Here is an 18,831-nt window from a genome sequence, read left to right as displayed (position 1 = left end):
TCTTTTACATCTTTTGGGTAACCCTCGTACAGACAGCTTTCTACATCGTGTTTTTCTCGAAAATAAAAAACACTTGCGTTAGAGTGCTCTCTAGGGAGTAACCTATTCTTGCACCATTTAATAAAAGAAGGGTTAATCAACCCTCTACAAAATACGACAAACTAACAATGTTTGATTAATATTATTGGAGAAAGAGGTTAAAGAATGAACGAAAAATATAGCAACTTTTTTAAATCTTTTACATTTAAAAACGGGATTACCCTTAATAATAGAGTGGTTATGGCACCAATGACAACTTGGTCCAGTAATGATGATTACACGGTTTCAGATGAGGAATTAACCTATTACAAAAAAAGAGTAAACGGAGTAGGACTTGTGATTACAGGTTGTACACATGTGACTCGAAACGGGATAGGTTTTACAAATGAATTTGCAGCTTATGACGATAAATTTACGCCGGGCTTACGTAAATTAGCTGAAACCGCGAAAAGTGGCGGAGCTGCTGCTATCCTTCAAATTTTCCATGCAGGTAACAAAGCACTACCGGATTTGACACCAAATGGAGAGGTTGTTAGTTCCAGCGCTTTAGTGACTGAAGCTACTGGATTTGCACCTTCAGTACTACCTAAAGAGCTTTCTCGTGTCGAAATAATGGAAGTGATTCATGCATTTGGAGAAACAACTAGAAGAGCAATTGAAGCAGGTTTTGACGGCGTGGAACTTCATGGTGCACATGGTTTTTTAATGCAAAACTTCTTTTCACCTTTCTTCAACAGACGAGAAGATCAATGGGGAGGATCATTGGAAAATCGCATGCGTTTCCCACTGGCAATCGTTCAAGAAGTGAAAAAGGTGATTGAAAAGCATGCAACAAAACCTTTTATTTTAGGATACAGGATATCTCCTGACGAACACCAAGAAGGCGGTTTGAGAATGAAGGATACCTATGTATTGATTGAACGCCTGATTGAAGATGATGTTGATTATGTGCATGCTTCATTGGCTGATACTCTTTCTTCAAAGCCAGTCGACAGTCAAGATGAAAAGACATATCTTGAGTTGGTTGTTGACCATGTAAACGGACGAGTTCCTGTACTGGCTGCTGGTTCTATGGTAACTCCGGATGATGTTGCTAAAGCATTAGATAAGGGACTTACCCTAGCTGCAATTGGCCACGCGTTAATCATGAATCCAGACTGGCTTGAAAAGGTTCAAAATGGACAAGAGTCTGAGATCCAAACAGTGTTAAAGGCTTCAAAGGTTAATGAGCTTGGCCTTCCAGAAAAACTTTGGGGCGTCATTCAAGCTTCAGGCACATGGTTTAAGATTGAGGAATAATCTAGAACAAACGGTGGATTAACTAAAGGGGCAAGGGAGGTTTGCAAGGGAGATGTCTTCAGTTGCAGCATCTCTCGTCAAAAAAGCAGCCTTGGCCCAACTTGACAAAGGCTTACACGTATGGACGGACTTGTTAAAAGGGATAGCAGAGGCAGAAGCCAAGTAGAAGATTGCTGAAGCTTTTGAATAGTTTGGGCATGCGGCTGTAATGGATAAGACTTTGAAAATGCTGCCAAAATATGCAAAACAAGTGGCAAGCCCGCTTAGTATTATTGACAAGATCACTATAGTGGATACAGGCAGAAGAGGTGTGAATGGCGAGGCTAATAAAGTGACTGAGTATGCAACGGATTTTAATGGCCCCAATTTTACGAACCAACTGGTTCGCAGGCACAAGTTGATCTAAAGTAATCATTTTAAGTTGATCTCGCTGAATAGAATCATGTTTAGAAAGCATCCTCATTACACAAGTTTTAATAATTCTATTTTAAAACAATAAAGACTTTAGTCAAAAGGTTCTATCTAGTAGTTAAACCAATTGATTGGAGCGGGTGTGTGTGACCCCGCAGGCGTATAGGCGCCGAGGGCGGGCAGCCCGTGGAAAGCGAGTTTCTGGAGCGGAAATCAACGTCTAAATTATAACTCAAAAAAAACTGTAGGCAAACTCGATTTTCATCGAGTTTGCCTACAGTCCGAGGTAAGAGCTACTTGTATGCTCTTACCTTTTTTGAATGGTTTTCGCTAATAAGAGGCAGGATCAGTTTATCTGGACTTTTATACTTAACAAATATGTTCGTCATACTCGGTTTTCAAGTAATTCATCATCCTTTGTTTTTGGTGGGAATAATGAAAGCAATTAAAGTAATAGGAAAAGTCGTCAAAAAAGAGAGGGTTTTTATCATCGAAGCCATAAGAATTTAAAAAATCCGAGATTACTTTTTCTTGTTCCACTACATCGAACAATCCGGATATATAAAAATGATAACTGAATTTATCATATAAAAAAAGGTATCCTGTATCATCAAAAATATTTTTCACAGTATGACCATCCAATTCTAACTCACTCCTTCCTTACCAATATACCTTTTTATCGATGAAATTATTCAGTGCTCATCTTTCAGGGAATATTATTATATTTATTGCAGCGTGTTTTTTATACCTTCAATACATTAAAGGTATGAAATAAATGCAGGCAGCAAGAATCGGGAACGAAAAAAGCACATCCAATAAGGATGTGCTTTCATAAAGGTATTATTTGTACATTTCAGCCACTTGTTTTTGCAATTCGCCATTTTCAAGGTACTCATCATAACTCATTTGCTTATCGACTGTACCTTTTGGAGTAAGTTCAATGATTCGGTTCGCTATAGTTTGGATGAACTGATGATCATGTGAAGAGAAGATCATAGATCCTTTAAAGCTGATTAAACCGTTGTTTAATGCCGTAATCGACTCTAAGTCCAGATGGTTAGTAGGTTCATCAAGCATCAGGACGTTCGAACCGCTTAACATCATTTTGGAAAGCATACAGCGGACTTTTTCGCCCCCTGAAAGTACACTTGCCTTTTTCGTGACTTCATCGCCAGAGAATAACATTCTGCCCAAGAAACCGCGCAGGAAGCTTTCGCTCTGGTCATTAGGAGAATATTGACGGAGCCAATCGACAAGATTTAAATCGACACCTTCAAAGAATTCAGCATTATCCTTAGGGAAGTATGCCTGAGAGGTCGTAACGCCCCATTTGAATGAGCCGCTATCCGGTTCAATTTCACCTGCCAAGATTTTGAACATTGTTGTTTTAGCAATCTCATCTTTACCGACAAATGCAATTTTGTCGCCTTTATTCATCGTGAAGCTGACATTATCCAATATTTTTACGCCATCGACCGTTTTCGAGATTCCATCTACACGAAGCAGGTCGTTCCCGATTTCACGTTCAGGGGTAAAGCCGACATATGGATAGCGGCGTGAAGAAGGCTCGATGTCATCCAAGCTGATTTTGTCCAATAATTTCTTACGGGATGTCGCCTGGCTCGATTTGGATGCATTGGCACTGAAACGCGCGATGAAATTTTGAAGCTCTTTGATTTTTTCTTCTTTTTTCTTATTGGCATCTTGAGTCAGTTTAAGGGCAAGCTGGCTTGATTCATACCAGAAGTCATAGTTACCGATATAAACTTTGATTTTACCGAAATCAAGATCCGCGATATGTGTACAAACTTTGTTAAGGAAGTAACGGTCATGGGAAACTACGATAACAGTGTTTTCAAAGTTGATTAGGAATTCTTCCAGCCATTTGATCGCTTTTAAGTCCAAGTGGTTGGTAGGCTCATCCAATAAAAGAACATCCGGTTTACCGAATAATGCCTGGGCAAGCAATACTTTAACTTTGTCGCCACCGTTTAATTCAGCCATTTTCTTTGTATGCAGGTCTTCCGTGATGCCAAGGCCTTTTAAGAGGATTGAAGCTTCAGGTTCAGCTTCCCAGCCGTTTAATTCGGCAAATTCTCCTTCAAGTTCGGCCGCTTTCATTCCGTCCTCGTCGGTGAAGTTTTCCTTCATATAGATGGCATCTTTTTCTTGCATGACTTCATATAATCTTTCATGTCCCATAATGACAACTTTAAGGACTTCTTCCTCTTCATAAGCGAAGTGATCTTGCTTTAGAACGGCAAGGCGTTCGCCAGGACCCATATGGACATCACCGGATTGCGCTTCAATTTCACCTGAAAGGATTTTTAAGAAAGTGGATTTACCCGCACCATTCGCACCAATCAGGCCATAGCAGTTACCAGGAGTGAATTTTATATTAACATCTTCAAACAGTTTACGATCGCCATAACGTAAACCAACATTATTTACTGTAATCATTTATTTACATTCCTCCAAAATACTTTTGTTTCAACGTGTCCAACACTTTGTTTCATTAGTTTTACGCTGATTCATACAAACAGCAGTTTACAATCTTGTATGTTTTAAACTGTGCATCATTTAAATTGTATCTTATTTCTTAGGAAAATTAAAGGCAGATTAGCAAAAACAAACGTTTATAAGCAAAAATTACACAGAGATTTAATTTTGCTTATAATTTGTCACCAATTATGTAAGTTTTATTTTTTTGTTAAAGAATTCGGCGGGTACAAAGACTCATTACGCACCATCCTTATTATTGGTAATATAGGTAACTGTAACTAACACAACAGGAGGATTTTAAATGAGCGATTCAGTAGGTTTTTGGAAACGTCTTTTTGCAGCATTTTTGGATGGCATAATAGTGTCTTTTCCATTAGCGATTATTTTCGGGTTGATTACCGGTGATTGGGAAAATGAAAACTTTTCAACGTTTTTCAACTTTCTTTACATGCTGATTGTCCCGATATTATGGTATGGCTATACAGTGGGTAAAAGGATTATGGGAATACGCATTGTACGGGTGGACGGAAGGAAATTAGGCATAGGCACAATGCTATTAAGGTATTTAGTTGCTGCTTTGGTTTATGCCATTACATTTGGGATAGGGTTTATTGTCAGTGCGTTCATGGTTGGCATAAGGAAAGATCATAGAGCGATACATGATTTCATAGCAGGTACGTACGTGACATCTAATAAACCATGATTAATTGTTAAGCAGTTTAATAGCTGCTTTTTTTTTATGAAAATCTACAATTCCGAATAAGAAATGATTTTTCGGCGGGGAAATTACAAATTAAGATACAAATATTACATTGGAAACCACGTTAGAATATCTATTCCATTAATACAGTGGCAGTTAGGAACCAAAAAGCACTTAACCTCTATGGTCAAGTGCTTTTGTTATTCAGAACCTCTTTATTTTGATTAATGATGATTTTATTTCTTAAGATCATTTCCTTATTATTAAGTCCAACATTGAGTTCTTTGGTATTATTCACTTTTTCCAGCAATGATACTACAGATATTTCCAATAATTCAGAAACAGGCATATTTGTTTTGGATGATAAAATTTCAAGTTCATGGATTAATTTAGGGGATAGCATTGGTTGTTTTTCATTTATTTCCATGACAGTACCCACTTTCTTAAGCAAATTATGTAATTGTAATTTAAGTATATAATGTGAGTTTCGGATAAAACATTAAATTAGCATTATTTATGTTAAGAATTGATGACAATAGCAGCAGTTCATAAGTCAACGTATTATTTCTAAATCAATGTAATATATAGTGTATTCTTCGAATTATATGAAATATAAGGGAAGGGGTAAATTTCAACTATATAATTCTATGTCTCCAGATTTGTCAACCATTGGCTTTTCTGATAGTATAAATGTCCATTTCGTATTAGCATCGGCATTTTAAGTTTGATAAATACACAAGGAAGGGGAATGATTTTATTGGGAAATCACCCTGATTTTGAAAAGGAACGACAGCGGCTGGATTTTACGAAACGTTATATCGATGTAGTCATCAAAACATCAGAAACAAGCAAAGATCAATTTCAGAGGAATATGCAAGAAGCTTTTGGCGATGCCGATTGGTCTGAATCAGCCTTATATTCACAGCTGCTGACGACGGCCAACTTTTTTGAGATGTCCAAAACCGAACTTGAAAGTTTACGCAAAGCAAGTAAAAAACCCTACTTTGCTAGAGTGGATTTTGAAAGGAATGACGGTGATAGAGGCGAAGTCCTTTATTTCGGAAAAGCATCGCTTTATCAGAGGGAAAGCCAGGAACAGATTATTGTCGATTGGCGTTCACCGATTGCAAACCTGTATTATGAGGGACGGATTGGTGAAATAGAATATGAAGCGGAAGGGGAGACATTCAGCGGGAACATTACTTTAAAAAGACAGCTAATGATAGAAGAAGGTATCCTGGAGGAGATTAGGGACATTGATTTGACAACAACCGATGAATTGTTGCAGGAATCCCTTTCCAAAAGTTCCAGCAATCGATTGACAGATATCATTACCACGATCCAGGAAGAACAAAATAAAATCATTCGGGCAGATTTGAATAAACCTATCATTGTTCAAGGCGCAGCGGGCAGTGGTAAAACCACAATTGCTTTACATAGGATCTCCTATTTCATTTATCACTATAAAGACTTGTTCGATCCGCGTCAATTGATGATTCTTGCTCCGAGCCGGGTTTTCATTGATTACATATCTGAAGCTTTACCTGAATTGGGAGTCGAAAAGGTAAAACAATTTACATTTTCGGAATATGTTCAGGCAGCGATAGGAAAGCAAGTGAAGCTTATCGCGGATGATAAATTAACTCGATTGCTGGAAAATGATGATGAAGAAATTAATTCAGCCGTCTGGATATCAGGACTGAAGGGTTCCCCTGCCTTTAAATATATATTGGACGAATATGTAAAGGATATTTTCAGGGGCTTTCATCCAGATGCTGATTTTTATTGTGATAAATATCGCCTCTATTCCGCTAAGAAGTTCATTAGATTATTGGAAGAGGATTATTGGTATTTACCGTTATACAGCAGGCTGGACAAACTGAAGGCCATACTACAAAATGAAGTGAAATTGAAAAAGAAAACAATCCTTGAACGTGTAGTTGATTTTTATGATGCCAAAATTGAGAAAGCTCTTTATAAGAATATCGATCCAGTCATTCGCAAGGACTTTGTTACAAAATGCCTCGATAAGAAAGAGGAAAGGATGGGGCAGGTCCAAAAGGCGATACGTACGTCGGTAAGAGGGTATTTTAAGCAATTCAAAAGTAAAGATCTCCTGGATTACTATCAGGAATTATACCAAGATCCCGAGCGTCTCGCCTCGTACAGTAACGGTAAACTTACTGTTGAAGATGCCAGTGTTTTATGTGAGTATAATCATAAATTATTCTCTGCTAAAAGTTATGAGATGGAGGACTTAGGAGCATTATTATATCTTCATGAGCGGCTTTTTGGTGTCGATAAAGAAAACAAAGCAAAAAATGTCGTCATTGATGAGGCACAGGATTATAGCTTCATGCAGTTACAGGCATTAAAGACGGCAGTGGATACCGATATGTTCACACTAGTAGGAGATCTTGCGCAAGGCATCCATTCGTATCGCGGACTTCAAACGTGGGACGAGGTTCACAGTCGTATTTTCCCTCGGGCGACTTATACTGAATTACAAAAAAGCTACAGAACAACTGTTGAAATAATGAAAAGAGCTAATGGAATACTTCAGATGTTAACATACGATTTCCCGGAAGTTGAACCTGTAGTTCGTCATGGCAAGGAACCAGAATTCATTTCCATTGAAAAGGAAGGTTGGGAAGAAGATCTGATCGATCTTATCGCAAGCCTTAAAGGAGAAGGTTTTAAAACGTTTGCCGTTATTGCCAAAACGATGAAAGATTGCAAACTGGCAAACGAGAAACTAAGTGGATTTCATCAAGGCTTTCATTTAATAGATGAAGCGGGAAACATCCCAAAAGATAAAACGTTGATTGTTCCATCCTATCAAGCCAAAGGTCTCGAATTCGATGTCGTATTTGCAATATCCCTCGAAGAAATGTATTGCCATGGAAATGAACTTGATATCAAATTGCTGTACGTAACAATGACAAGGCCATTGCACCGGCTTTATTTTTTAGGTAATGAGAAAAAAGCCTTCCTTATCGAGACATGAGAGGGGGAGGGTGGAGAGTAACCACGCTCCTCGGGAATGCTTACAAATGCATAAGGATACCATGAATATCTTCCCACCCGAAACCGACTTCGATAAGCTCGATGCCTGCCATTTTAACGGTTTTTTCAGCTATCACTTGACCGCCAAGTGCTCTGTAAAAACCGCAAGAAGGATTATCCTTTAATGCCCATATTATTAAATTCTGATGTTCCATTTTCATAAGCTCATGTATGACCGCTTTTATCATTTTTCGGCCGAGTCCCTGTCGTTGATATTCTTGTAAAAAATAAATGGCATATACTTCACCTTGAATATGCGGATCATTCGTTTGTTCAGGGCCGCCAGCAGCGAAACCGATGATTTCCCCATTGGCGTTTTCCGCTACAAAGGTGGCATTATGCAGCATCTTTAAATTTCTAAGCCAGTTTTTCTTTTTGGCTTCCAGATTCATGGAAGACAAATATTGATCCGGGAGGATTCCTTTATAAGTCGTTTTCCAGCTGTTTATATGTACATTTGCTATTCCACGTACATCTTGTTCCATGGCTTTCCTTATCTTCATAAAAACACCTTCTGAATTTCGTATTTTCCCCTAGAATATCATGGAAAAAGCGAATAAGCATTTTATTTATGTTTATAAATGCATGAGAAAGGATATGAAATAAAAGAGTGATTCAACCAGACGAAGGGAAGGATGAGAAAGATGAAATTGAAAGTTGGCTTTTATTTTCCGGGAGGCAAAGAACTAGAGCATGAGGTAGAAGGCGATGACTCAACTCAAATGATTTCAAACATTCAAAAGCACCGTTATTATAATCTAGTTAAAGGCGATTGCCATTATGTAGTAGATACGGAAAAAGCAGCTTATTTTTCTGTAACGGAAATATTGGATTGAGATAAACCGCATTGGACTTTTGTTCCATTGCGGTTTATTCTTTTTGTTGTAAGGAAACAGGAAAAGGAGTATCGATAATGAAAATCAATTTTACCAAGAAACAGTATGAAACATTATTCAAAATGGTTCAGTACGGATATTGGGTTGCTTCCGATATTGAAGATAATAAAGAAGAATTTAGTGAGATGGAACAGTATATTAATTCCTTTGCCAAAGATTTCGGCGTGGAAGGAGTACAGTTTGTGAAGGAATATGAAATTTATGATTTGACTCGGGAATTGGAGGATCAACTTCAAACAGTCATCAATGAGTATGAAGAAGGAGTGTTCAGGGATAAGCTTGCCTATCATTTGGCTAGAAAAGAGTTTGCCGAGGAGTCGGAAAACCAAGAATATAATCAGGAGGAAGCGTTTATCCGTATCATGGAGCTCGAGGAAAAATACCATCTACATATTGAAGAACGCGGGTTAGGGAAATTGAAAATGGAAGAATAAAAAGAGAGGACTTTATTTGTCCCCTCTTCAGACTGTAGACAAATTGGATAATTATTATGATTGCCTACATTTTTTTGAGGGAGTGTCAGAATATGAACGTTGATTTCCACTCCAGGCACTCGCTTTCCGCGGGCGGTCCGGGAGCCTCCTCGGCGCTCTTGGCGCCTGTGGGGTCTCCCTTGGACGCGCTTTTCCCGCAGGAGTCTCGTACCTTCCGTTCTAATCAACTTTGTTTAATAATTCAGATGGAAGCCCTTTTGTCTACAAGAGAGAGGAATTAATTTGTCCTCTCTATTCTCAATCCGAGAAGTCATGATTTCCGTGTTCACCACGTATGCCATCATTACGGAACGGTTTTATACACCAGGATTATGGCCTAAATTTTTAACTGTGTATTGGAAAAATGCGATTAAGTCATTTTGTGATGTAAAACCTGCTTGTGCAGTCTGTTCGTTCCCTCCGCCTTTCCCATTATACGAACTGAGTTCAGCTTTAAAATATTGTCCGCAATGAAAGGGGATGTCCCCACTGTGTGAAAGGATGACCTTTTGCTCCTTACGTGATGCTAATAATACGGTAACCTTTTCCTTTTTTACAATCGTACTTGCAAGGTAAAGCAGTTCTTTCATTGAGCTATCTTCGAAAATATGAGAGATGAATCCCCCTCCATTTTCTGCAAGCAGGGAGTCAGCAAGAAAATTTGCATTTTCAAGTTTTAAGTTTTCGTTTGCCAATAGCAGCTGCTTATAGTCATTTTCCAATTTTTCCACCCTATTCAGTATCTCTGTACGTCCGGTATTGAACTTATTCGATAATGCTGAAAGAATTCCTAGGCTTTCGGAATAATCGTTCAATGCCCTGTTGCCGCACTTAAAATAGAGACGGGTATGTTCTTTCTGCCTCTCAGCTTTGAAAATTTTTATTAAGCCAATCTCACCAGTACGCCCTACATGGGTTCCGCCGCAAGGGTTATATTCAATCCCTTCTATCTCAACTATACGGATATTCTCTGAAACTTTAGGCATTTTGACGACAGGAAGTGTCTGTAATTGCTCGTTTGTCACGTAATAGATAAGTATTTCGCGATTCTCGATAATATATTGATTAACTAGCTTTTCAGCAGCAGCCGTATGTACTTCAGTCCATTGAAATCCTGTCATTATATCGATCGTTATATATTCCTTCCCAAGGTGAAAGCTGACTGTATTAGAGTCGAACAGTTCCCTGCAGACGGCAGAGAGTAAATGCTGGCCGCTATGCTGTTGCATATGATCAAAGCGGCGGGACCAATCAAGTTCACAGTGAACGATCTCTGATTCTGGCCGTCTCTCCACCTTATGAAGAATCTTTCCATCATTGTCTTTTATAACGTCAAGAACGGTGATTCCTTCTATTTTACCAGTATCTGCAGGCTGACCGCCCCCTTCGGGATAAAAAGCGGTTTCTTCAAGAGTGATATAGTAAAAGCCATTTTCTTCAATGGTCTCCCGAATTTTGGTATCCCATTGGGAAGTCTTGGTGGACGTGTAATACAATTTTTTTGTCATGTATGATTTCATTTTCCTTTCAGTTGATCCTTAAATTATATCACCGAAATACCAGAGTTTGAAATCGCGGGTTTAGAAGATTAGTTAAGTAAATAAGTAAACTTTATGACAAATCCTAAATAAATTGTGCAAGATGGCAATTATCCATGTTGATTTTATTGAAAGATTTATTGGAGGATAAGGGGTGGATGGTCATAATGAATGCCGACCCCGTCAAAGCGTCAAATCAATATTCTGAAATGCAGCCGGATTGCCTTATTCTTGATATTCAGTTGCCTGCAAAGGATGGTTTTCAAATCTTCAGGAGATTCATCTTAATAACGAAAAATATGTCATACCGAAGATCATGAACAGTATTCAGAACGATAAACATAAACGGATAAAAGCATTCAGGATGGGTGCGGATGATTTTATTGGTAAGCCGATTGATATCGATGAGTTTATTGTAAAGATAGTAAGGCATATACAGCGGAAGAAAATCTTGATAAATCGGTCCTTATTGATGAGTTGACACAGGTATATAATAGAAGATTTCTTGAAGATACACTGAAGCGGTCAGGGCGTCATTTTACGATAAGCATCATTGATCTTGAACACTTTAAAAGGGTGAATGATCAATACGGACACTCGGTGGGGGATCTTGTACTTGTTGAGTTTGCACAATTCAATAAAAGCAATATCAGCAGTTCTGACGTAATCAGCTAAAAAGCTCACCTCCTGATGCCATTGTACTGGATATCCTTCTTGAAGAGGGAGAGATGGACGGCTGGACGAACTTGAGGGAATTAAAAGGTTCCGCTGACTTGAATGAGATTCCCGTTTTTGTATCGACCGCACTTGACGAAAGGGAGAAGGGAATTTCATTGGGAGCAAAGGATTATTTAGTTAAACCGTATAAACCGAGCCAATTATCCAAAGTGATCATGCATACTTTATTAAGTAACGGTAAACAAGGGCATATTCTGGTTCCGCAGGCATTCCATGAAGAAAGCAAGTGTTAAAAAATAAAAAACCGTAATAGGTATACAGAACAACAAAAAAATGATAAATTCAAATATGTTGGAAATATAAATAATTGGGTACAATTGTAGGTAAAGGTAAGTTACAGGAGGATTTTTATACATGCAAAAAATTCAGGCCGGTATGGCTGTAGAGTTAGAAGTGGAACGTAAGGCTGATTTCGGATGGTTTTTAACAGATGGTTCAGAAGATGTCTTACTTCATCATAATGAAATGAATGAAGGAACGGAACTTGAGATTGGCGATGAAGTAACTGTGTTCATCTACCATGACAAACAAGCAAGGCTAACAGCGACAATGAAGATACCCGAAATCCAGATTGATCAGTATGGCTGGGCGGAAGTTGTCAATGTGAAAAGGAAACTGGGTGTTTTTGTTGACATCGGTCTTTCCAAAGATATTCTTGTATCACTGGACGACCTTCCGAATATAGATCGATTATGGCCCGAGGTTGGTGATCGTCTATATGTATCCCTGAAGACAGATCGTAATGACCGCCTGTTTGGTAAACTTGCAACGGAAGATGTAATTCAGGAGATTGCAGTGCCAGCTCCTTTAAAAGGAGTACGAAACACCAGTATTAAGGGAAATGTCTATCGTTTGCTTATGGTTGGGTCTTTCTTTATTTCACAAGAAGGGTACCGCTGTTTCATTCACGAAAGTGAACGCAATGAAGAGCCCCGTCTTGGTGAATTAGTTGAAGGGCGCGTCATTGATAGTAAAGAAGATGGAACGCTTAACGTTTCTTTAATCCCCTTTAAACAAGATTTAATGGGGGAAGATGCCGATGTCATTTTCAAATATTTAATGAATCGCGGCGGTGCAATGCCTTATGGTGACAAAACGCCACCTGATGATATCAAGTTTCACTTCGGTTTAAGCAAGGGAGCGTTCAAGCGTGCTCTCGGTAAACTGATGAAAGAAGAAAAGATTTATCAGGAAGATGGTTGGACATATTCTTCAGATCGTAAATGAAAAAGGCAGCGGATTTTCTCCGCTGCTTTTTTTATGTGAATTTCATTAAAAAAACTTCTTTTTACCTTTTTCTTCTTTTAAAATCTCCACAGCTTCTCTGAACCTCATCGAATGGATAATTTCCCTCTCACGCAAAAACCTGAGTGAATCATTGATATCAGGATCATCCGAGATATCGATCAACCATTGGTAGGTTGCTCTGGCCTTCTCTTCAGCGGCGATGTCTTCATATAAATCTGCAATGGGGTCGCCTTTGGCTTGGATATATGTGGCAGTAAATGGATTTCCTGCTGCGTCATGATAAAAAAGGGCACTATCATGATTGGCATAATGGTCACCTAGGCCAGCTGCAGCCATCTGCTGAGGGGTGGCGTCTTTTGTAAGCTTATAAATCATCGTGGCGATCATTTCGAGATGGGCAAATTCTTCCGTTCCGATATCCGTAAGCAGGCCAATCACTTTATCAGGAATTGTATATCGTTGATTTAAGTATCGGAGTGCTGCAGCCAACTCGCCATCAGCACCCCCGTATTGTTCTATTAAATATTTTGCCAATTGAGGATTACAGTCTCTTACTTTAACTGGATATTGCAGCTTCTTTTCATAAACCCACATAGATATCTCTCCTTATACCTGCCATGGCCAAGGGCCTTGGCCCCATTCCCATTTATTTTCACCGCCTGGACTGTTTCCAAAACCCAATAATGGACCATATTTAGGCTCAAAAACCGATTTCAATTGTTTGGAGTATTCATGAAATTGATTGAATTGCTGTAATGCTTGCTGATCATTAGGATGTGTATCCAAATAAAGAGTCAACTCGACAAGTACGAAATCCGCAGCCTGTATTTGTTCAAGCAACTGATAATATTCATCATCCAGTTTCTTATTCATTTATGTCTCCCTTTCCCGATATGGATTATCATAAAAATCATAAAAGAATTTCCAAAGTGTACCGTATTTCAAAGCTTCTTCCGGTGTGAACTGCTCCAAATTCGGCGGTTGGAAATTAATATACAAATTAGGAGGTGTCCTGTAGTACTTTCTCCCAATAGGCGGGCACGGATCGAATTTACTATGGAAAGGTTTATATGATTTAACTAAGGTAAAAGTCTTTTCGCGAGTCAAAAAAATACCTCCTTTGTAAAGATATAGCCTTTAAATTTTTATGCCTGGGTAATGCATAATATGACTTCCCTGGTCTGGAAAGGAAATTATCTGGAAAATGATGTTTTTTCAGAATATTATAAAATCTTGTTATGGTCCCGTTATCTTACTGTGATGTTTGTCATCTATTCTTTATCTGTTTGTTCTTTGTATAGAAAAAAACTATGTTAAGATTTAACTCGTAGCTTATAAAGCAGCTCACAAGGAGGTAACAACATATGAAAAAATCAATCTTATCGTTAGCGGCAGCCGCTGCAATATCCGGTGCATTTACAATTCCGGTACAAGCAGAGGATGTCAAAGTGAAAGATGGAGACACATTATGGGGGATATCTCAAACATATAAAGTATCAATAGAAGATATTAAGTCTTGGAACGATTTGTCTTCTGACGCTATTTATGCCGGAGAAACCATACATATTTCTCAAGAAAAGCATTATAAAGTAAAGTCAGGGGACACATTATCGGGAATTGCACACAAATATGATGTAGCAGTAAATGATATTAAATCTTGGAACGGTTTAAATTCAGATACAATCCATCCTGATCAAGAGCTGGTCATTAAACCAGCAGCTAACAAAGTCGAAGCTGCAAGTGTAGAGCCTGCACAGAAATCAGAGCAAGCTCCACAATCAGAGCAAGCTGCACCAGCAGAACAATCCAAGCCAGCAGAACAAACGAAGCCGGTTGAACAATCGGAACCAGTTGAACAATCGGAACCAGCAGACACAAACAATGAATCCCAAGATCAAGCAGAAGCTGGAAAAGAGATTACTGTTAGTGCAACAGCCTATACGGCTGATTGTCAAGGCTGCAGCGGAACAACAGCCACAGGAGTGGACTTGAAAGCTAATCCTGATGCAAAGGTAATTGCCGTGGACCCTTCAGTCATTCCACTAGGATCAAAGGTTTATGTTGAAGGTTATGGCTATGCAACGGCAGCCGATACAGGCAGTGCCATCAAAGGGAATAGAGTGGACATATTTGTTCCAAACCAACAGGATGCAGTGAATTGGGGCGTTAAAAACGTTAAAGTGCAAATCCTGAATTAATTTAACCATGCAAAACATGTTTATATATTTAAAAAGCAGACACAGGCATAATGTGTCTGCTTTTTTTGTCCTTTAGGTTGTCGGGAAAAGCAGGTACAATGGAAGAAGTAGATCCTTATAAATCCTTAGAAGGTAAATAGGAGGAATAGTGAATTGATGGAAAAAGCACGTGAATATTTACAAGAGTACTTTGGTTATGAGTCATTCCGAAAAGGTCAGGAACAGATTATCGAACAGGTATTGGGAGGAATAAACACGGCGGGAATCATGCCTACCGGCGGAGGTAAATCAATATGTTACCAAATTCCAGCCCTTCTGTTACCAGGTGTAACACTCGTTATATCCCCACTAATTTCCTTGATGAAGGATCAAGTAGATGCCCTCGAACAAACTGGGATTGATGCCACGTTTCTTAATAGCTCCATTTCTGGGTTGGAATCATCCAATAGAATGAACGATATTAAACACGGAAGATATAAGTTGGTTTATTTGGCGCCGGAACGATTGGAAAATCCTGCATTCCAACAGGATTTATTTAATGTGGATATTTCATTGGTAGCCATCGATGAGGCCCACTGTATATCTCAATGGGGTCATGACTTCAGACCAAGCTATTTAAAAATCAAAACCTTATTGAAAAACATGCCATCAGCTCCGACAGTACTGGCATTAACCGCAACAGCCACGCCGCATGTGACGGAAGATATATGTCAGTCGCTCGGAATAACAGAGGAGCATACAATATCAACTGGATTTTCCAGAGATAACCTGTTCTTTTCCGTAGTGAAAGAAGAAAATCGCGGCCGGTTTTTAATGCGCTATTTAGAGAAAAACAAAAATGAATCGGGTATCATCTATGCAGCCACTAGGAAAGAAGTCGATTCCTTGTATGCGAAGCTTATCAAAGCGGGATTCAAAACAGGTCGATACCATGCTGGAATGAATGAAAAAGACCGTTCGGAACAGCAAGATCAATTCATTCGTGATGACATACCCTTGATGGTAGCGACATCTGCCTTTGGTATGGGGATCGATAAATCGAATGTTAGATACGTCATCCATTACCAGACTCCAAAGAACATGGAGAGTTATTACCAGGAAGCGGGCCGTGCAGGGAGGGATGGTTTGGATAGTGAATGTATCCTTTTATATTCCCCTCAAGATATGCAGATACAGCGTTTCTTGATTGATCAATCAAATCCCTCGCAGGAGTGGCAAGCCCAGGAATTGAAGAAATTGAACAGAATGAAGGATTATTGTTTTACCGAAGGGTGTTTGCAAGCCTTCATTCTGCGATACTTTGGAGAAGAAAACCCGGAAGATTGCGGTCATTGCGAAAATTGTACAGATAAACGTGACTCTGTTGAAGTAACTATACAGGCACAGATGGTCCTTTCATGCATGTTGAGAATGGGTGAGCGATTCGGTAAAACGATGATTTCCCAAGTTCTTACGGGATCACGCAATAAGAAAATTGAAGAGTTCGGATTCCAGAAGCTCTCAACCTATGGAATCATCAATGATCAATCAGCGAAGGATGTTGGTGATTTCATTGATTTCCTGACAGCAAAACAGTATATCGAAATGACGGGCGGACAGTTTCCGGTTCTTAAAGTTACCAATGCTGGCAGGGAAGTGCTTTTGGGACAGAAAAAAGTACTGCGTAAAGAAATAAAAAAAGTAAGCAGCATCAGTGCTGATCATGGGCTGTTTGAAGAGTTGAGGCAGTTAAGAAAAGAATTGGCAAGTACGGAAAATGTACCTCCATTCATTATTTTTTCCGATGCATCCCTGAAAGATATGGCCGTCAAACTGCCGAAGACGGAAGAGGAATTCCTAGAAGTGAAAGGGGTGGGGGTGCAGAAATTCGAACGCTTCGGAGCTGCGTTTTTACAAGTGATTTCCCAGTATGTACAGGCACATCCTGAATTAGAAACGAATACTATGGTTACAAAGGAAACGGTAAAAAGAGCAACTAAACCATCTCACTTAGAAAGCTATCGCTTATATCAGGAAGGTAAATCAATCAAGGAAATAGGGACATTGAGAGGATTGTCTGCCATTTCAATTGAAAATCATTTATTAAAGTGTGCAGAAGAACACTTGGATATCAATTGGGATGAGATTTTCTTGGAGAAAGATTTTAATCTTGTTTTGGAAACTGCGAAACAATTGGATTCTGACAAATTGAAACCATTAAAAGAAGCGCTGCCTGAGCATATTTCCTACTTTATGATTAAGGCAATCTTGGTTAAAGCAGGACTGGAAAACGAAATGTGTTAAGGTTTTTTGGATAATTTTTTCATTGAATAAATAAGAATATGGTTTAATGCGTATACTAGGAATGATAAAAAGGTGAAATTTCGCGCCTTTAATCAGATTCTTTATATAAAAAAGAGGAGGTTGCTCATGTATTTTGGTAAAAAGAATTCAGAGGAACCAGAAATCGTTATGGAAGATACGATAGTATATGCGTGCGGATCAGCAGATTGTAATGGTTGGATGAGAAAAGATTTTGCCTCGGAAAACTATGATTGCCCAATGTGTGGAAGTCAATTAGTTGAGGAAGTCAGGGAACTTCCTAAAATTGAAAATGAATATAATGCGTTTAAATAAAAGAGGTGAATCTTAGCCTCTTTATTTTTTATTTTAAAAATGAAGTAGGGCGGAGTGGTTTTATTCTGGATTAATGCTTTACATATAAAAATATGTGTGGTATCATTAAATTTCAGTGTTATGAAAAGGAAGCACTGGAGGGTAATTTAAAGTAACATTTTTATTAATAAAATAATTTTTCATCATTTTCATGATGAAGTAGAATCAAGTTAAACATATCTAGAAAAAAGAAATACATGTAATCACCAAGTATTTTCCTCGATCCATTTCTGTTCTTCATTAACTTACTTCTATGTACCATTTGTCTTTTGGAATTTAATCTACCCAATTGGAATTACGGACGGTTTTAATTAATAAACATGTACTTACAAGCTTTTATCTGATTCTCGCAGGCACGGTCTAGGAACCGTATGGATGGGAGAGAGGCAGGGCTTTCATTGTTTTAGGTTTTGGCATTAAAAATTACTCTCATGCTCGATGTTCCATCGAACGAGCAGGAAGAACCATATGAAATGGATTCTTAAACAGCGCAGTCTCGATTATCTTGAAGGGTAAGTCAGGGACTGTGTTTCATTTTGGGGACTACTTTCTTTTTTAGAATCTTTCCTCAAATATATAAAGCATATATATGTTATAATGGATATGAGATATGAAAAATTCATGTCGTAATCTCAAGTTCTTACCATTCAAAAAGTTTGGTTGAAAGAACAATGATCATACTTAGATTTGCGAATGGGTATTTACTCACAATTTAGATTAAACGCCATCTATTCTTCTTTTATCTTTATGGCTTGTGATCTGTTAAGCAGGACGGAGTCAATTCAATTCTAAGGAGTGAGATATATGTATAGAAGAAATAATACGGAAGAAATCATTCCTGAAGAAACAAAGGTGTGGGAATGTACATCAGAAGATTGCAAAGGTTGGATTCGCGATAACTTTACAAGTAATGATGAACACGTTTGTCCGTTATGTAGCAGCGAGATGAAACCCGGCACCAGAATGCTTCAAGCAATCAACAATCCAAGAAACTATTAAGGTCATAAAAAAAGCTGAAGGGGATTCTCCCTTCAGCTTTTTTTATCTTTTTGCCAATTGGATCAAGCA

The 18,831-nt window shown here is 38.6% G+C and carries 19 protein-coding genes and 3 pseudogenes; 14 read left to right on the top strand and 8 right to left on the bottom strand.

What is annotated here, in order from left to right:
- Positions 1-204: 204 nt before the first annotated feature.
- Both ACIROD_RS01700 and ACIROD_RS01695 read left to right on the top strand, forming a co-directional pair.
- Complete coding sequence (locus ACIROD_RS01700) at positions 205-1,338, top strand: NADH-dependent flavin oxidoreductase (RefSeq protein WP_402937366.1); 1,134 nt, start codon at positions 205-207, stop codon at positions 1,336-1,338.
- Between the two features lie 133 nt (positions 1,339-1,471).
- Positions 1,472-1,690 (top strand): annotated as a pseudogene (locus ACIROD_RS01695) (flotillin domain-containing protein); the annotation flags it as partial.
- Positions 1,691-2,118: 428 nt separating this feature from the next.
- Here ACIROD_RS01695 and ACIROD_RS01690 read toward each other — a convergent pair.
- Complete coding sequence (locus ACIROD_RS01690) at positions 2,119-2,391, bottom strand: hypothetical protein (protein ID WP_034307327.1); 273 nt, start codon at positions 2,389-2,391, stop codon at positions 2,119-2,121.
- Between the two features lie 198 nt (positions 2,392-2,589).
- Entirely contained in the window at positions 2,590-4,209 is a 1,620-nt protein-coding gene (locus tag ACIROD_RS01685) for an ABC-F family ATP-binding cassette domain-containing protein (RefSeq protein ID WP_101225131.1), read from the bottom strand.
- A 343-nt stretch (positions 4,210-4,552) separates the two neighbouring features.
- Between ACIROD_RS01685 and ACIROD_RS01680 the strand changes: the two genes are divergently transcribed.
- Positions 4,553-4,954: an RDD family protein gene (locus ACIROD_RS01680; RefSeq protein ID WP_402937363.1), complete on the top strand. Its 402-nt coding sequence runs from the start codon at positions 4,553-4,555 to the stop codon at positions 4,952-4,954.
- A gap of 184 nt (positions 4,955-5,138) precedes the next feature.
- Here ACIROD_RS01680 and ACIROD_RS01675 read toward each other — a convergent pair whose 3' ends face one another.
- The gene (locus ACIROD_RS01675) at positions 5,139-5,378 is read right to left on the bottom strand and encodes a hypothetical protein (RefSeq protein ID WP_101225129.1); all 240 of its coding nucleotides are present in this window, start codon (positions 5,376-5,378) and stop codon (positions 5,139-5,141) included.
- A 321-nt stretch (positions 5,379-5,699) separates the two neighbouring features.
- On the opposite strand from ACIROD_RS01675, the gene ACIROD_RS01670 reads away from it, so the two are divergent.
- Positions 5,700-7,958 (top strand): HelD family protein, encoded by a 2,259-nt coding sequence (locus ACIROD_RS01670; protein WP_402937361.1) that lies wholly within the window; start codon positions 5,700-5,702, stop codon positions 7,956-7,958.
- A 40-nt stretch (positions 7,959-7,998) separates the two neighbouring features.
- On the opposite strand, the gene ACIROD_RS01665 is transcribed toward ACIROD_RS01670, so the two are convergent.
- Positions 7,999-8,520: a GNAT family N-acetyltransferase gene (locus ACIROD_RS01665; RefSeq protein ID WP_402937359.1), complete on the bottom strand. Its 522-nt coding sequence runs from the start codon at positions 8,518-8,520 to the stop codon at positions 7,999-8,001.
- Between the two features lie 141 nt (positions 8,521-8,661).
- Between ACIROD_RS01665 and ACIROD_RS01660 the strand changes: the two genes are divergently transcribed.
- On the top strand, positions 8,662-8,853 hold the full coding sequence (locus ACIROD_RS01660; protein WP_034307314.1) for a hypothetical protein: 192 nt from the start codon (positions 8,662-8,664) through the stop codon (positions 8,851-8,853).
- Between the two features lie 77 nt (positions 8,854-8,930).
- Complete coding sequence (locus ACIROD_RS01655) at positions 8,931-9,347, top strand: hypothetical protein (RefSeq protein WP_402937357.1); 417 nt, start codon at positions 8,931-8,933, stop codon at positions 9,345-9,347.
- A gap of 356 nt (positions 9,348-9,703) precedes the next feature.
- Here the strand turns inward: ACIROD_RS01655 and ACIROD_RS01650 are convergent, their stop codons facing one another.
- Positions 9,704-10,894 carry an alanyl-tRNA editing protein gene (locus ACIROD_RS01650; protein WP_402937355.1) on the bottom strand — a complete coding sequence of 397 codons (1,191 nt, stop codon included), beginning with the start codon at positions 10,892-10,894 and terminating at the stop codon, positions 9,704-9,706.
- Positions 10,895-11,040: 146 nt separating this feature from the next.
- Here ACIROD_RS01650 and ACIROD_RS01645 point away from each other — a divergent pair, with 146 nt between their 5' ends.
- The 4 genes and pseudogenes from ACIROD_RS01645 (at position 11,041) to ACIROD_RS01630 (ending at position 12,889) form a co-directional block, all read left to right on the top strand.
- Positions 11,041-11,244 (top strand): response regulator, encoded by a 204-nt coding sequence (locus ACIROD_RS01645; RefSeq protein ID WP_101225124.1) that lies wholly within the window; start codon positions 11,041-11,043, stop codon positions 11,242-11,244.
- Between the two features lie 145 nt (positions 11,245-11,389).
- Positions 11,390-11,599, top strand: a pseudogene (locus ACIROD_RS01640) (GGDEF domain-containing protein); the annotation flags it as partial.
- Between the two features lie 5 nt (positions 11,600-11,604).
- Positions 11,605-11,895: pseudogene (locus tag ACIROD_RS01635) on the top strand (response regulator); the annotation flags it as partial.
- A gap of 121 nt (positions 11,896-12,016) precedes the next feature.
- Positions 12,017-12,889 (top strand): CvfB family protein, encoded by an 873-nt coding sequence (locus tag ACIROD_RS01630; RefSeq protein ID WP_402937353.1) that lies wholly within the window; start codon positions 12,017-12,019, stop codon positions 12,887-12,889.
- Between the two features lie 45 nt (positions 12,890-12,934).
- Here ACIROD_RS01630 and cotJC read toward each other — a convergent pair whose 3' ends face one another.
- The 3 genes from cotJC to ACIROD_RS01615 are packed head-to-tail and all read right to left on the bottom strand — an operon-like array spanning position 12,935 to position 14,017.
- A complete protein-coding gene (gene cotJC / locus ACIROD_RS01625; RefSeq protein WP_101225121.1) occupies positions 12,935-13,504 on the bottom strand; it encodes a spore coat protein CotJC in 570 nt (189 codons plus the stop codon).
- A gap of 12 nt (positions 13,505-13,516) precedes the next feature.
- Positions 13,517-13,783 carry a spore coat protein CotJB gene (locus tag ACIROD_RS01620; RefSeq protein WP_063234474.1) on the bottom strand — a complete coding sequence of 89 codons (267 nt, stop codon included), beginning with the start codon at positions 13,781-13,783 and terminating at the stop codon, positions 13,517-13,519.
- Entirely contained in the window at positions 13,784-14,017 is a 234-nt protein-coding gene (locus tag ACIROD_RS01615) for a spore coat associated protein CotJA (RefSeq protein WP_063234475.1), read from the bottom strand. It abuts the gene before it with no gap.
- A gap of 257 nt (positions 14,018-14,274) precedes the next feature.
- On the opposite strand from ACIROD_RS01615, the gene ACIROD_RS01610 reads away from it, so the two are divergent.
- The 4 genes from ACIROD_RS01610 to ACIROD_RS01595 all read left to right on the top strand — a co-directional run bounded on the left by ACIROD_RS01610 (position 14,275) and on the right by ACIROD_RS01595 (position 18,762).
- On the top strand, positions 14,275-15,108 hold the full coding sequence (locus ACIROD_RS01610) for a LysM peptidoglycan-binding domain-containing protein (RefSeq protein WP_402937351.1): 834 nt from the start codon (positions 14,275-14,277) through the stop codon (positions 15,106-15,108).
- A 156-nt stretch (positions 15,109-15,264) separates the two neighbouring features.
- Positions 15,265-17,391 carry a DNA helicase RecQ gene (gene recQ, locus ACIROD_RS01605; RefSeq protein ID WP_402940061.1) on the top strand — a complete coding sequence of 709 codons (2,127 nt, stop codon included), beginning with the start codon at positions 15,265-15,267 and terminating at the stop codon, positions 17,389-17,391.
- Between the two features lie 126 nt (positions 17,392-17,517).
- A complete protein-coding gene (locus ACIROD_RS01600) occupies positions 17,518-17,724 on the top strand; it encodes a cold-inducible protein YdjO-related protein (protein ID WP_061463486.1) in 207 nt (68 codons plus the stop codon).
- A gap of 843 nt (positions 17,725-18,567) precedes the next feature.
- Positions 18,568-18,762 (top strand): cold-shock protein, encoded by a 195-nt coding sequence (locus ACIROD_RS01595; protein WP_034307294.1) that lies wholly within the window; start codon positions 18,568-18,570, stop codon positions 18,760-18,762.
- Positions 18,763-18,831: the final 69 nt, after the last annotated feature.

This window comes from Peribacillus sp. NPDC101481, assembly GCF_044767165.1.
Lineage (GTDB): Bacteria > Bacillota > Bacilli > Bacillales > DSM-1321 > Peribacillus.
This window is presented reverse-complemented; position numbering and strand designations above follow the sequence as displayed.